General features: G+C 65.0%; 12 protein-coding genes. 6 read left to right on the forward strand and 6 right to left on the reverse strand.

What is annotated here, in order from left to right; translation table 11 throughout:
- Positions 1–339: 339 nt before the first annotated feature.
- The gene (locus tag ACE3TH_RS14100; RefSeq protein ID WP_374600667.1) at positions 340–3,963 is read right to left on the reverse strand and encodes a calcium-binding protein; all 3,624 of its coding nucleotides are present in this window, start codon (positions 3,961–3,963) and stop codon (positions 340–342) included.
- 241 nt (positions 3,964–4,204) lie between these two features.
- Between ACE3TH_RS14100 and ACE3TH_RS14105 the strand changes: the two genes are divergently transcribed.
- The gene (locus ACE3TH_RS14105) at positions 4,205–4,573 is read left to right on the forward strand and encodes a hypothetical protein (protein WP_374600669.1); all 369 of its coding nucleotides are present in this window, start codon (positions 4,205–4,207) and stop codon (positions 4,571–4,573) included.
- 31 nt (positions 4,574–4,604) lie between these two features.
- Complete coding sequence (locus tag ACE3TH_RS14110) at positions 4,605–6,344, forward strand: M1 family metallopeptidase (RefSeq protein WP_374600671.1); 1,740 nt, start codon at positions 4,605–4,607, stop codon at positions 6,342–6,344.
- Here the strand turns inward: ACE3TH_RS14110 and ACE3TH_RS14115 are convergent.
- From ACE3TH_RS14115 to ACE3TH_RS14130, 4 genes are all read right to left on the reverse strand, one after another.
- Complete coding sequence (locus tag ACE3TH_RS14115; RefSeq protein WP_374600673.1) at positions 6,341–7,117, reverse strand: transglutaminase family protein; 777 nt, start codon at positions 7,115–7,117, stop codon at positions 6,341–6,343. The two genes, ACE3TH_RS14110 and ACE3TH_RS14115, sit on opposite strands and share 4 nt — an antisense overlap.
- A gap of 66 nt (positions 7,118–7,183) precedes the next feature.
- On the reverse strand, positions 7,184–7,744 hold the full coding sequence (locus ACE3TH_RS14120) for an HNH endonuclease (protein ID WP_292171000.1): 561 nt from the start codon (positions 7,742–7,744) through the stop codon (positions 7,184–7,186).
- A gap of 161 nt (positions 7,745–7,905) precedes the next feature.
- On the reverse strand, positions 7,906–8,559 hold the full coding sequence (locus ACE3TH_RS14125; RefSeq protein WP_374600675.1) for a trimeric intracellular cation channel family protein: 654 nt from the start codon (positions 8,557–8,559) through the stop codon (positions 7,906–7,908).
- Positions 8,560–8,561: 2 nt separating this feature from the next.
- Complete coding sequence (locus tag ACE3TH_RS14130) at positions 8,562–9,230, reverse strand: DNA-3-methyladenine glycosylase (protein ID WP_374600677.1); 669 nt, start codon at positions 9,228–9,230, stop codon at positions 8,562–8,564.
- An 87-nt stretch (positions 9,231–9,317) separates the two neighbouring features.
- Here ACE3TH_RS14130 and gluQRS point away from each other — a divergent pair, with 87 nt between their 5' ends.
- Complete coding sequence (gene gluQRS, locus ACE3TH_RS14135; RefSeq protein WP_374600679.1) at positions 9,318–10,166, forward strand: tRNA glutamyl-Q(34) synthetase GluQRS; 849 nt, start codon at positions 9,318–9,320, stop codon at positions 10,164–10,166.
- Here the strand turns inward: gluQRS and ppk2 are convergent.
- The gene (gene ppk2, locus ACE3TH_RS14140) at positions 10,163–10,909 is read right to left on the reverse strand and encodes a polyphosphate kinase 2 (RefSeq protein WP_374600681.1); all 747 of its coding nucleotides are present in this window, start codon (positions 10,907–10,909) and stop codon (positions 10,163–10,165) included. The genes gluQRS and ppk2 overlap by 4 nt on opposite strands.
- A gap of 118 nt (positions 10,910–11,027) precedes the next feature.
- Between ppk2 and ACE3TH_RS14145 the strand changes: the two genes are divergently transcribed.
- From ACE3TH_RS14145 to ACE3TH_RS14155, 3 genes are all read left to right on the forward strand, one after another.
- Positions 11,028–12,128 (forward strand): serine hydrolase domain-containing protein, encoded by a 1,101-nt coding sequence (locus ACE3TH_RS14145; protein WP_374600682.1) that lies wholly within the window; start codon positions 11,028–11,030, stop codon positions 12,126–12,128.
- Between the two features lie 51 nt (positions 12,129–12,179).
- Positions 12,180–12,944, forward strand: coding sequence for an extensin family protein (locus ACE3TH_RS14150; protein WP_374600684.1), 765 nt, complete (start codon positions 12,180–12,182; stop codon positions 12,942–12,944).
- 202 nt (positions 12,945–13,146) lie between these two features.
- Entirely contained in the window at positions 13,147–13,350 is a 204-nt protein-coding gene (locus tag ACE3TH_RS14155; protein ID WP_292171020.1) for a cold-shock protein, read from the forward strand.
- Positions 13,351–13,448 lie beyond the last annotated feature (98 nt).

The raw sequence follows: 13,448 nt of genomic DNA on the forward strand, positions 1-13,448 counted from the left end.
CAACAGGCCGACCCGCTGCGCAGGATGAAAGCTGCGCGGCCCGGCCTGTTGCTCACCCCACGCTGCGAGGCGTAACTAACCCAAGGACTCTGGTCGCCGCTGGATGAAAACTCAGGGGCACGTCACTGGCTTTGTGGCAGTTCGGGCAGCGGCAAGGCCACAAGCAGACGCGCTGAAGGTCCGCTATGGGTGGGAAGCAGACATCGGCTCAGGAGCCGAAAGCAAACATTCCCATCACCATCGATCCCGCTGACCTTTTGTTCACCCTGACGTAATCAGTGCATTTGTCTTCATCTGCATTCTGCGGCGAATGTGGCCTGGCGCTCGCCAGTCGAGCGTCTATTCCCAGACGATATCGCGTGTGCCACGCATGACAGTTTCAATCCAGTCAGCAGACTCCAGCCCAGATTCTGCGGATGTGACGAACCGTTTAGCGGGGATTACTGCGCTTGTATCCGACCACGCAGGTTCAAAGTCGACAAGCATGTCTAGAAGGCATGAGCCCTGTGGATCCTGTACTGGAACTAGGTAACCATCAAAGGCTGATACTGGCAGACTGACCAGTGGCTCGTCAGTCTCTGCACCTTTACCTCCTTGCGACAGAACCGGCTGCGCTTGCGGCTGAGACATGAACACCATAGCCAAATCGATTTCGCTGCCATCAGAAAAACGAAGCAGCTCCACGCCCGTCAAAACATCCCGTCCGTCCGGCCCTTTGACGGTGTATCCATCCCCTGCGCGGAGCAGCCTATAGTCGTCGGGAGACCCGCTTAGAAGCAATGTGTCCCACCCGTCGCCACCGATGATCGTGTCGTCACCCGAGCCCCCATCCAGGATGTCGTCGCCGTCTCCACCCTCGAGTGTGTCAGCGTCCGCACCCCCGACAAGATGGTCATTCATGCCCAATCCGGTGAGGATATCTCTACCTTCCGTCCCAACGGTGTAGTCGCCGCCATTCGGAGCGAGGAGCACTGTTCGGCTGTCGAACTGAAGACGCTCCACACCGGAAAGCGTAAGTGTGTAGGAACCATAGGTAAGCATCATCACGCCCCCAAACTCAGAGACAGTATATTCCGAGAACGTGTAGGGCAGGATGACTGTGTCAATGCCGTCTCCCCCATGGATAGAGTCAGACCCACCGTTCGGCCTGATGATGTCTCTACCCCCGCCGCCGAGGATTACGTCGTCACCACTCGTCCCGACGAGTGTGTCCGACCCATCCGTTCCGATGAGAGTGCCGGCGGTGCCTGAACCATCTGCAGCGAAGACGCCGTCTGCAAAGTGAAGGCGCTCCACGTTCGAGAGTCGATCAACGCCGTCGGGTCCCGCCACGGTGATCGCTCCGCCCGCTGAAGAGATCGTATAGAGGGCTCTGACACCACTAAAAATGGCGGTGTCATTCCCACTCCCTCCGTCAATCGCATCATCGCCGTCACCACCGATCAGGACGTCGCCGTCCAAGCCGCCATTCAGAACGTCGTCGCCGTTACCGCCAATCAACCAGTCTGAGCTTCCCCCTCCGCTCAGCTGGTCCGCGCCGAGACCCCCGGACAGAACGTTTTTCAAATCGTTGCCTGTCAGTCGATCTGAATAGTCTGAACCGTTCAGATTTCCGACGCCAGAAAGGGTATCAAACCCGCGGGAATGGGTGTCTTGGGCCGTGCTGATGCGTAGGTCTACAGTAACATAGGCGTTTGAGTCGCTGTAGTCGGCCGTGACTAAGTAGCTGCGAACTCCGTAGAGAAAGTCGTTTCCAGCTCCCCCTTGGAGCAGAGCATTATAGTCCGAAGACACTAGCACATCGTCGCCGTCTCCGCCGAACGCGAAGCCGTCAATCAGTGAAGTGTTGATCCGGTCGTTACCGCCGCCGCCGTAGAGACGGGCTCCGTTTGTACCCAAGCCCGACAGAAAATCATTTCCGTCCTCTCCGAACAGTTCCACTTGACCAGACTCGGCGAACATTTGGTCGGCTCCTACACCGCCATACGCACGACCGTTACCAAAAACGTGGATCTCATCATCACCATCACCACCATAGATGAGGTCGCCGTCACCTCCGTCAAACAGCTTGTCGTTTCCGGCCCCGCCATCGACGATATCCCGTCCGGCGTTGCCATAAATCTGATCGGCGTCCACGCCCCCAAATATCTGATCGTTACCGTCGCCGCCGTATATCAGGTTGGCCCCAGTACCCCCGGTGATGGTGTCGTCGCCGCCTGCGCCAAAGATAGTATCCGCCCCGCTTCCGCCGTGGAGCACATCGTCGCCCGATCCAGCCTGGAGGATATCCGCACCATCCCCGCCATCCATTGAAACGTTATCGTCGCCGCTGATTATCAGGTCGTCACCAGCCTCACCAAAGAAGGACCCGGCCCCACTGCGATCGATGAGTCGGTCGTTCCCGTCTCCGCCGCTCAGGATGTCGTATCCGCCGCCCCCGTAAAGGAAGTCACTGCCGCTGCCACCAGTCAGCACATCGTCACTAGAGTCGCCAGCAAGCAAGCTTCCATCCGGCCCGATCAATGTCGCCGTCGGATCGACTAGGGCGTTCCACTGATCCAAGGAAAGCCCGGTGGTCCCTCGAACAAAAATGGTCCCGTCACCATGCGTTAGTAGGGTGTCTGGCCCCACCACCGTCGCTGAGAGAAAGTTTATTCCGTTCATGACGAAACGATCGATGGCTGGATCAAAGCCGATCACCTCGTCATCTCCGGCGTCGAGCGCGAGAACGACCAGGTCCTGGCCCACGCCGAGTATATATCGATCGTTGCCTGAGCCCCCAAGCAGGGCGTCACCCTCGCTGGCCTCGAGCACGTCATTTCCCGCTCCGCCGAAGAGGAAGTCCTGGCCCTCACCGCCGCGCAAAACGTCATCACCGGTGTTACCGAAGATCAAGTCGTCATCGTCGCCACCATCGATCGTATCGGAGCCATCACCTCCATCGATCTGGTCGCGACCACTACCTCCGTTTATTCTGTCGTCTCCAATACCGGCCTCGGCTCGATCATCACCGCCGCCCATTGAAATGGCGCCGAACACTAACCCTCGCGCGCCTAAAACAAGATCGTTCTGATCGCCAAAGGTGATGTCGCCGTGGATCACTCCAGTATTGCGTATCTCATCCGCACCATAACTTAGCTGGATGTCACCGAGGATGAGGCCTGCGTTTTCGATCAAATCCTGACCGCGGCCAAACCGCGCATTAAAGTCGTTTTCCTGAATAGCGACGTCAGCAGTGATTGTGCCCGAGTTCACCAGACGGGAGCCGAAGTTTCCTCCAGAAAGGTAGACCCCGACGCTAGCCTCAGAGCCGGCGGTCGCCGCCGATATCGAACCGGAGTTGATCAGCTCGGGCGCGTGACCAAATAGCAGCACGCCCCAAGCGCGCTGCCCACCACTCACAGAGATCGATCCGGAGTTCGTTGCATAAGCGCCGTTGTAGAATAGCGCACCATAAGCTGTGGTCGCACCAACCACTGTGAACTGCCCAGTGTTTTCAAAGAAGAAGTTACCGGGGTGCGACCGGTCGAGGAAATTTCCGTTCCAGGTTTCGATACCGATGGCGACATGCGCCGACGAAACTTGGAAGTTCCCGTTGTTGAAGAAATCGGCGCTCGACTGTTCGGAGTAGAAGCCTGTGGCTCGCCCGGTCAGCGATGTGTGGGAGACCGAGAAAGTCGCACTCGAGGCATTCACAAATGCGGAGTTCATAAAAAACGCGCTGAGCATTGAGTCGTGGTCGATGCCTCGGACCCAGTTCGACATGGCATCCCGCTCGCTCGCGGACGTGATCACAACGTTGCCGCGATTAATGAAAATCGGTCCAGGGTCATCGACCGGAGACCGGCCGTCGTTCACGTAGAAGTCTTGCAGAGAGACGCCGACCCAGTCGTCAACAACACTCAAGGTCTGTCCGACATTGAGTTCGAACACACTGTCACGGATGTAGATTCGGCCCGGCAAACTGCGCTCTCCCCCGCTTGGCCTAACAAGCTAGCGTTGCCGGCTCACGGCGCAACCAAATACTGGTTCGAGCACCCGGAACTATGGAATCTTGTTGACTTCGGACATTGCGAATGTCCGCTTTGGGTCGGAAGCGGACATCGCACTGCCGCCGAAAAACGGACATTGGTGACCGGCTTCCTTCTGACGCTTTGCGTTGTACCTTGCAGACAACAACGCCCTCGCACCGCAGGACATCTCAATGACCCGCGACCAGATGTTCGCCCATGCTCTGAGCCAGCCCGGTGCAGAGGACTCCACCCTGCATGGCGGGCGATGCGTGCGGGTGCGGGGGCACTGGATCGTCAATGACAATGCCGACCCGGACGCCCTGGCCCTGGCGCTGGATCGCGATACCGTGGCCCTGCTGATAGAGACGGAGCCGCAGACCTATTTTCCAGACCCCGCGTTTCGAAGGCTGGCCCGCCGTCCTGGTCCGCTATGCCGTGGCCGACGACGACCGCCTGCGCGAACAGATCGGCAAGGCCTGGGCCCGGCGCGCCACGGCGGCCCAGCGCAAGGCGCGCGGTTTCTGACGCACGGCGGTTGCGCCCCCGGTCGGGTGCCTTAGGCTGACACCCTTGTCCCGCCCGGAGCCCTTCGTGTCCGTATTCCGCCGTGCCGCCGTCGCCACCGTCTCCGTCCTGGCCCTGACCGCGGCCCCCCTCACGGCATCGGCCCAGGACGCAACCGCTCCTGTCGTCACAGACATCTCCGTCGAATCCTCCGCCTTCACCCTGGCCACCGATCAGCCCCGCGCGCCCGAACAGGTCGCGGTGCGCTTCGACAAGGCTGATCTGTCGATCCGGGTCATACCAGCCGACAAGGCCATCGACGTTGTGGCCATCCTCGACTTCACGGCCCAGTCGCCGGTCGAGGCCCTGTCGGTCGAGCTGGACACCCGGTTCGCCGTCTCCTCCGTCCAGGTCGACGGTCGGGAGATCGCGCCCGGCACCTGGACCAATCCCGAGGGTCGCATGACCGTGCCGCTGGGCCGCACGCTTCAGGCCGGTCAGACCGCGTCCTTGCGCATCGCCTATGCCGGCCAGCCGCGCGTGGCGCCCCGTGCGCCCTGGGACGGCGGCTTCGTCTGGTCCAGCACCCCCGACGGCAAGCCATGGATCGCCACGGCGGTTCAGGGCGAGGGCTGCGACCTGTTCTGGCCCTGCATCGACCATCCGCTGGCCGAACCGGGCAGCGTCGACCTGCACATCACCGTGCCGTCCGATCTGGCCGCGCCGTCCAACGGGCGGTTCGTCGGCAAGACCGACAACGGCGACGGCACCACGACCTGGAACTGGAGCGCCCGCAGCCCCAACACCTATGCCATCGCCCTGAACATCGGGCCGTATGACGAGATGACCACCGACTATGCCAGCCGGTTCGGCAACGTCATCCCCCTGACCTATTGGTATCTGCGCGGCGACGATCCGGCCAAGGTGAAGGTGCTGTTCGACCAGTTCGGGCCCATGATCGACTTCTTCGAGGCCACCGTCGGACCCTACCCCTTCGGCGACGAGAAGATGGGGGTGGTGGAGACCCCGCACCTGGGCATGGAGCATCAGACCATCAACGCCTATGGCAATGGCTATCGGCTGGACGGGCGCGGCTTCGACTGGCTGCTGCATCACGAGCTGAGCCATGAGTGGTTCGGCAATCAGCTGACCAATCGCAACGCCGACGACATGTGGCTGCACGAGGGCCTGGGCAGCTATATGCAGCCGCTCTACGACCGCTGGCTGAACGGCGAGCGTTTCATGCAGGCCAGCCTGTTGCAGCAGCGGCGGGACCTGATCAATCGCTATCCCGTCGTCTCCGGCACCGACCGCGCCGTGGCCGAGGTCTATGAGGGCGACACCGGGCCGGGTCTGGACCTCTACAACAAGGGCTCGCTGATCGCGCATTCCCTGCGCATGCTGGTCGGGGACGAGGCCTTCTTTCGCGCCGTGACCCGGCTGGTCTATGGCACGGCGACGCCGCAGCCCGGTGCCTTCCAGCCCCGCTATGGCACCACGCGCGAGTTTCTGGCCCTGATCAACGAGGAGACCGGGCAGGATCTGGGCTGGTTCTTCGACGGCTATCTGTATCAGGCCGCCCTGCCCGACCTTCGCCAGAGCCGCGACGAGCGCGGGCTTGCGCTGGAATGGGTCACCGGCGACGGCAAGCCCTTCCCGATGCCGCTCGAGGTCGAGATCGACGGCCGGCGCACCACCGTGGCCATGCCCGGCGGCCGCGGCTTCGTCGAGGCCCGCGCAGGCGCGCACATCCTGATCGACCCGGACAGCAAGGTCCTGCGCCGCCTGGACTTCATCGAAGCGTGGAAGGCCTCAGGCGGAAACTAGACCGCCTCGGCCGTCACCGACTGGCGCACCATCTGGCATGATCCCTGGGTGGTCAGAAAGGCGATGTCGGCCGCGTCGCGCCCGCAGGCGATCCGCACCAGACCTTCGACCGGGGCCAGCCCCGTTGGATCGACCAGCCACCAGCCGTCCGACAGCCAGACCTCGAAGATGGCGTGGAAGTCCGGCGGGCTCAGCTGATGCGCAAAGGCGCTGACCGCCCGCGCCGGAATACCCGAGGCCCGGCACAGGGTGATGCCCATGTGCGTAAAGTCCCGGCACACGCCCGCCCGGTCGATGAAGGTGCGCGACGCCGTCGTCTCGCTGTCCGAGGCCCCCGGCTCGTAGTCGATGTTCTCGGCGATCCAGTCCAGGATCTTCAGCACACGATCACCGCCGACCGTGCCGCCGAACGTCCGCTCCACGAACCGTCCGAACTGGTCAGAGGGGCAATAGCGGCTGGGGTTCAGATAGGGCAGCACCTCGGCCGGCAGGTCGTTCCAGTCGTGCTGCACCGTGACCGGCGGCAGGCCCTTTAGCACACCGTTGTCGACCACCGCCTCATAGACCAGCGCCACCTCGCCCTGCAGATGCGCCCGCAGCGTCCGCGCCCCGAACTCGTCGTCCTGGTCGTGGATGAACTCCACCTCGGGCGTCGTGGTCAGCGTCTCTTCGAGAATGTTCTGGCCCGGCCAGTGGGCCACTTGAATCTTGTAGATCGCATCCGTCGGGGGATCGAAACGATAGACCAGTTCGGCACGGACGCGGATTTTCATGGAGGCTCGACTGAGGCATTGCGGGCCGCTCGTCAACGCCATGCCGATGAGGCCGTTCCGTGGCGTCTACGGCTCCAGTTCGATGTCCCAATACAGATAGTCCAGCCAGCTCTGGTGCAGATAGTGCGGCGGAAAGCGGCGGCCGTGCTGTTGCAACTGCCAGGCATTGGGGCGGTGCGGCTCGCGCCGGATGGGCATGCCCGCCTGTTGGGGTGTGCGACCGCCTTTTCGCAGATTGCAGGGCGAGCAGGCGGCGACGATGTTTTCCCAGGTCGTGCGCCCACCCCTGGAGCGCGGCACCACGTGATCGAAGGTCAGCTCGGCGGTGTCACCGCAATACTGGCAGGTGAAGCCGTCGCGCAGGAAGACGTTGAAGCGGGTGAAGGCGGGCGGCCGGTCCTGATCGACATAGGTTTTCAGCGCGATGACGCTGGGCAGGGCGATCTCCATCGACGGGCTGCGCACGACCTTGTCATAGGTCGAGATCACATCGACACGGTCCTGATAGACCGCCTTGACCACTTCCTCCCACGGCCAGACCGACAGCGGATAGTAGGACAGAGGCCTGAAATCCGCATTCAGCACCAGGGCGGGAAAGCCGGACAGCTGGCGATGGGTGACCTGCATCAGACACCTCTCACGAGGGCTGCGGGTCGGGCGGGATATGTGCACGCGAGAGGACTGAAGACAGGTCTCCTTCCCAGGCTATGGATGAAGCCTAGACCTGATTCGACCCCTTGGCGATCATCGCGTCGTGACGGGCACAAGACGGTTTGGCGACAGCCGCCTCAGCCGCCCCAGCTGGTCTTGCCGGGAAAGCCGGGCAGGCTCCACCCCCAGACCAGGGCACCCGCGCGCAAGGCAAAGCCGCAACAGGCCGCCAGCACCGCCGCCGGCCAGGCCTCCAGCCCGACGGCCCGCCCGATGACGAACAGGGTCGCCGCCAAAAGCGCCGCCGACACCGTGATCTCGCGCCGCAGCAGTATCGACGGCTGCCCCGCCAGGATGTCGCGCACGATCCCGCCGAAACAGGCCGTCAGCGCTCCCATGACGATGCAGATCAGGGGCGCGACCTGAAACGCCTCCGCCTTGGCCGCACCCAGCACGCCATAGGCGGCCAGGCCGATGGCATCCAGCCACAACAGGGCCCGGAACCGCCAGGGCCTGGCCCCCACCAGCCAGACCGCCACCGCAGCGAACAGGCAGACCGCGATGTAGCGCCAGTCCTGCACCCAGAAGACCGGTGCCCCGATCAGCAGGTCGCGCAGCGTCCCGCCGCCCACGCCCGTGATCGCCCCGAAGAAGGCAAAGGTGACCAGGTCATGCTTCTCGCGCGCCGCCGCCAGCGCGCCCGTGGCGGCGAAGACGGCGACGCCGGCAAAGTCCAGAGCGCCCAGAACGGTCTCGGGACTGGCAAGGGCGGGATCGACGATGGGGCTCATTCTTATGTGTCTAACGCCTGAGCCGCTCGATCATCCAGCAGGATCTCGCCCCGCTTCACGCCCGTATACCAGGCCCACAACAGATGCGTCGCCACCGCCCTGTAAGGTCGCCACAGCTCTGCCCGCGCATAGGCGGCCTTCTGATCGGGACGGGTCTCGGTCTCGTCGGCCCATTTGATCGCCTCCTGCAGGGCGACGTCGCCACCCGGAAACACATCCAGCCGCCCTTCGCACATCATCAGATAGGCCTCCGCCGTCCACAGCCCGACCCCCTTCAGCGCCGTCAGGGCCGCGATGGCCTCATTGTCTGAAAGAGTCTGCATGTGCTCCAGATCGATCCGCCCCTCGATCTGGGCTAGGGCGATCCCCTGTCCATAGGTCGACTTCTGCCGCGACAGGCCCATGCCGCGCAGGCTGTCGATGTCATGCGCCAGCAGGGCCTCGGGCGTGATCTCCCCCAGTCCGGCTTGCAGCCGGGCCCAGACGGAGGCGGCCGAGGCCACCGACACCTGCTGCTCCACGATCATCCGGAACAGGCCCTCGAACCCGCCGGGCCGCAGCCGCCATTCCAGCATCGGCGTCTGCGCATGCGCGCGAGCCAGGGCGGGATCGATGGCGGCGAGGTGCTGTCGAGCGGCGTGGAGATCGGCAGGACTGGGAGGCTTGGGCATGACCGGACCTTAGGTCTTCGTCCGGCCGGGGCAAGAGATGCGCAGCGGCGGGCTTCTACCGCGTCCGCTTCCCGCTATCGTGTCGTCATGTTCGTCACGCGCTTCGCCCCCTCCCCGACCGGACGTCTGCACAAGGGGCATGCCTGGTCCGCCTTGCTGGGACATCGCCTGGCACAGGACGCGGGCGGGCAGTGGCTGCTGCGGATAGAGGACATCGACCCGACCCGGTGTCGGCCGGAGTTCGAAGCCGGCATTCTGGAAGACCTCGCCTGGCTGGGGCTGGACTGGCCCAGTCCGGTACGCCGACAGTCGGAGCACCTGGCGGACTATGCCGCGGTTGTGGACACGCTGCGTCAGCGCGGCCTGCTGTATCGCTGCTTCCGCACGCGCAAGGCGCTTCTCGACGCCATCGGAGATGCCCCTCACGGCAACGCCGAGGCCGCGCGGCCCGGCCCTCATCCGACGGACGAAGAGGCGGCGAAGCTGGCCCAAGGCCTGCCCTTTGCCTGGCGGCTGTCGCTGGATCGGGCGCGGGCCGAACTGGGAGATGCCGCCTGGTCCGACCTATCATTCATTGAGGAAGGCTGCGGACCGAACGGCGAAACCGGCCGTGTTCAGGCCAGACCCGAAACCGCCGGCGACGTCATCCTGGCCCGCAAGGACGCGGGTACGGCCTACCACCTGGCCGTCACCCACGACGATGCCCTGCAGGGCGTCACCCATGTCATCCGTGGGGAGGACCTGTTCGAGGCCACGCACATCCAGGTGCTGATCCAGGCTCTGATGGGCTGGCCAACGCCGATCTATCACCACCATAGACTGCTGACCGGGCCGGACGGGCGGCGTTATGCCAAGCGGGACCGGTCGGTGACCCTGGCCGAGTTGCGCGCCGGGGGCGTGACGCCCGAGGCTCTGCGAGCCGAACTGGGCTTCTAGGGTGCCAGACGGCCCCCGGCCTTGTCGGCGTCGAAGACGATGTGGGGATCGGGCTTGTCGGCCTTCACGCCTGGCGCATCCAGCCGCCGCAGGATGTGGCGCATGATGTTCAGCCGGGCCTCCTTCTTCTTGTCGGTGGCGATCACCGTCCAGGGGGCGTGGCCGGTGTGGGTCGCCTCCAGCATCTGGTCGCGGGCCTTCGAATAGGCGTCCCAGCGGGCCTGCGCCTCCGCGTCCAGCGACGAGACCTTGAACCGCTTCAGCGGATCCTCGACGCGTGCCTCCAGCCGCTCGGCCTGTTCGGCCTTGGAGATGTCCAGCCACAGCTTGATCAGCACGATGCCGCTGTCTGTCAGCATCCGCTCGAAACGCGGCGCGTCCTTCAGGAACTGGCTGTGCTGTTCGGGCGTGCAGAATCCCATCACCGGCTCGACCCCGCCGCGGTTGTACCAGGAGCGGTTGAAGATCACCGTCTCTCCGGCCGAGGGCAGATAGGGCACATAGCGCTGGAAGTACCACTGGCTGGTTTCGCGCTCGTTCGGCTTGGGCAGGGCGATGACGCGGGTCTGGCGCGGGGCCATGTGTTCGGTGATCCGCTTGATCGCCCCGTCCTTGCCCGCGCTGTCGCGGCCTTCGAATACGATCAGGGTCTTGATCCCCTGTTCGATGGTCCAGGCCTGGGTCTCGACCAGCTGGATCTGCAGCCGCACCAGTTCGTCTTCGTAGTCCGATGTCTTGCTCATCGCCGCATGCTGCGCCGTCGCGGGCGGTACGGCAACCGTCAGCCGATCCTGTCTTCGTTGTCAGGTGCGTTCGTCGCCCGTCTTGGATAGCCTGGGTTGTCCAATCCGAGGGAAGCCCATGTTCGCCCATCGCCGCGCCGTCCTGAGCAGCCTGATCTTCGCGCCAGCCGTGGGTTTCCCGCCCCGTGTCGCCCGCGCCGACGACGCCTTTGCCGCGGCCGATGCTGCGCTGGACGCTGCCTTCGCCGCTGCCACGCCGCCCGCCCTGGCCGGAGCCATTGTCGCGCGCGAGGGGCTGGTCTGGTCGTCGGTGCGGGGCGTACGCCAGGCCAGCGGCAGCGATCCCGTCACCGCCGAAGACCGCTGGCATCTGGGCTCCAACACCAAGGCGATGACGGCGGCTCTGTTCGCGCGACTGGTCGAGCAGGGTCGCGCTGACTGGGAGATGACGGTTGCGCAGGCCTTCCCCGACCTGACCCTGGATCCAGCATGGAGCAACACCCGGCTGATCGACCTGATGCACCACCGCGCCGGGCTGATGGATGCCGACGTCATCGGGCGCACCTGGCTGATGACGGCCCGGTCCGATCCGAGGTCCCTGCCCGAACAGCGCCGCGCCATCGCCGGGCAGGCTTTCGCCAGGCCGCCCGGCGGGCCCGTCGGCACCTTCGCCTACGGCAATGCCAACTACATCGTCCTGGGAGCCGCGATCGAGGCGATCACCGGTCAGTCGTGGGAGGACGCCATGCGGGCCGAGGTCTATGGGCCTCTCGGCCTGACCAGTGCGGGCTTCGGGCCGCCGCCCTCGCCCAATGCCTGGGGCCATCGCGCGGGGCCGACGGCGATCGATCCGGCCAATCCGGGGGCGGACAACCCGCTGGCGCTGGGGCCTGCGGGGACGGCGCACATGACCCTGGCCGACTATGGGCGGTTTCTGGCGGTGTTCCTGAGCGAGGGCGGTGGCTGGATCGGCGCGGACAGCATCGCGCGCCTGACCGCCCCGGCCGAAGGGCCGCCGCCCGGCTATGGCTGCGGCTGGCTGGTGCGGGGTCAGGGGCCGGAGCGGGCGCTGGCGCACGAGGGGTCCAACACCATGTGGCATGCCGGGGCGCTGGTCCGGCCAGGCCAGAACCGCGCCGTCATCGCCGTGTCCAACGACGGCCAGGCGGGCCGCCGGGCGGTGCAGGATCTGATGGTCAGGCTGAACGCCCTGGCCTGACCCCACGGTTCCGCTTGCGCAGCGGCGCGGCTCCCGCCACGCTGAAACGGCATGAAGCGTGATCTGGCCGACTTCTGGAACCTGATGTGGGAGGCGGGCCTGGCGGTCTGCGCCCTGTTCGCCCTGCTGAATGCGTTCGCGCCGCACCAGGACCTGCCGTGGAAGCCGCTGGATCTGGACCGGCCGATCGGCCAGGCGACGCAAGCCAAGGTCGCCGATCTGGACCTGCCGCCCACCGCCGCGCCGGAGCAGGTCGCCGCCCAGACCGAGGCCTGCATGCAGGTGCTGCGCGACGCGGGCGTGACGGTCGAGCGGGCCCCGGACCGGGACGACGGCGGCTTCTGCGTCGTGCGCGGCGCGGTCAGGATCACCGGCGGGGCGGTCACGCCGCTCAGCCCCGGCGGCCTGGTCATGCAGTGCCCGCTGGCCGTCCGCTACGTCATCTGGGACCGCCAGGTGCTGCAGCCGGCGGCCCGGGCCAGCTTTGGTCAGGACGTCGCCCGCGTCGACAGCATGGGCACCTATTCCTGCCGCCGCATCTATGGCCAGACCGATGCCAGCGCCCGGCCCAGCGAACATGCCAAGGCCAATGCGCTGGACGTCGCGGGCGTGACCCTGGCGGACGGGCAGAAGGTGACCGTGCTGGACGACTGGTCGGGCCAGGGTCCGGCGGGGGCGGAGGCCCGCCCCTTCCTGACGCGGCTCCGGGACGGGGCGTGCCGCCTGTTCTCGACCGTCCTGACGCCGGACTACAATGCGGCCCATGCGGACCACCTGCATCTGGACGGCGCGTCCTACAGCTTGTGCGCGCGCTGACGGTAACCTTCTTCAAGCGCGACCGATTCGCTTTGCTGTTGACCGGCCCGGATTTGCGGGAGAGAACATCAGCGCAGTCCGGATTTCGTGCGGGGTCCAAACCCGTGCTTGCTCCTTCCTCGAACGAGCTTGTTCCAGATGGACTGACGGGTGATCCCGCAGGGACACCTGCCTGGCAAAGCGCGTTTACGGAGACGCAGACATGGCGACCGGCACGGTCAAGTGGTTCAACTCCACCAAAGGCTACGGCTTCATCCAGCCCGATGGCGGCGGTTCCGACGTGTTCGTACACGTCACCGCGGTCCAGAAGGCCGGCCTGCAAGGCCTGGATGACAACCAGAAGGTCGAATACGAGCTGGAAAACCAGCGCGGCAAGACCTCGGCGGTGGACCTCAAGCTTCTCTGAAGCCTGACAAGACCCAAAACACAGAAGGGCGCGGTGGCCACGGCTACCGCGCCCTTTCTCATTCCTCCCCCCTTGGGGGAGGGGGACCGCCCGAAGGA

It is taken from the genome of Brevundimonas sp., from assembly GCF_041919755.1.
Taxonomy (GTDB): domain Bacteria; phylum Pseudomonadota; class Alphaproteobacteria; order Caulobacterales; family Caulobacteraceae; genus Brevundimonas.

Bases quoted from the DNA above. Each gene is read 5' to 3' on its own strand.
- ACE3TH_RS14105 (WP_374600669.1), top strand. From the start codon at position 4,205: ATGACCCGCGACCAGATGTTCGCCCATGCTCTGAGCCAGCCCGGTGCA.
- ACE3TH_RS14115 (WP_374600673.1), bottom strand. From the start codon at position 7,117: ATGAAAATCCGCGTCCGTGCCGAACTGGTCTATCGTTTCGATCCCCCG.
- ACE3TH_RS14120 (WP_292171000.1), bottom strand. From the start codon at position 7,744: ATGCAGGTCACCCATCGCCAGCTGTCCGGCTTTCCCGCCCTGGTGCTG.
- ACE3TH_RS14125 (WP_374600675.1), bottom strand. From the start codon at position 8,559: ATGAGCCCCATCGTCGATCCCGCCCTTGCCAGTCCCGAGACCGTTCTG.
- ACE3TH_RS14130 (WP_374600677.1), bottom strand. From the start codon at position 9,230: ATGCCCAAGCCTCCCAGTCCTGCCGATCTCCACGCCGCTCGACAGCAC.
- gluQRS (WP_374600679.1), top strand. From the start codon at position 9,318: ATGTTCGTCACGCGCTTCGCCCCCTCCCCGACCGGACGTCTGCACAAG.
- ppk2 (WP_374600681.1), bottom strand. From the start codon at position 10,909: ATGAGCAAGACATCGGACTACGAAGACGAACTGGTGCGGCTGCAGATC.
- ACE3TH_RS14145 (WP_374600682.1), top strand. From the start codon at position 11,028: ATGTTCGCCCATCGCCGCGCCGTCCTGAGCAGCCTGATCTTCGCGCCA.
- ACE3TH_RS14150 (WP_374600684.1), top strand. From the start codon at position 12,180: ATGAAGCGTGATCTGGCCGACTTCTGGAACCTGATGTGGGAGGCGGGC.
- ACE3TH_RS14155 (WP_292171020.1), top strand. From the start codon at position 13,147: ATGGCGACCGGCACGGTCAAGTGGTTCAACTCCACCAAAGGCTACGGC.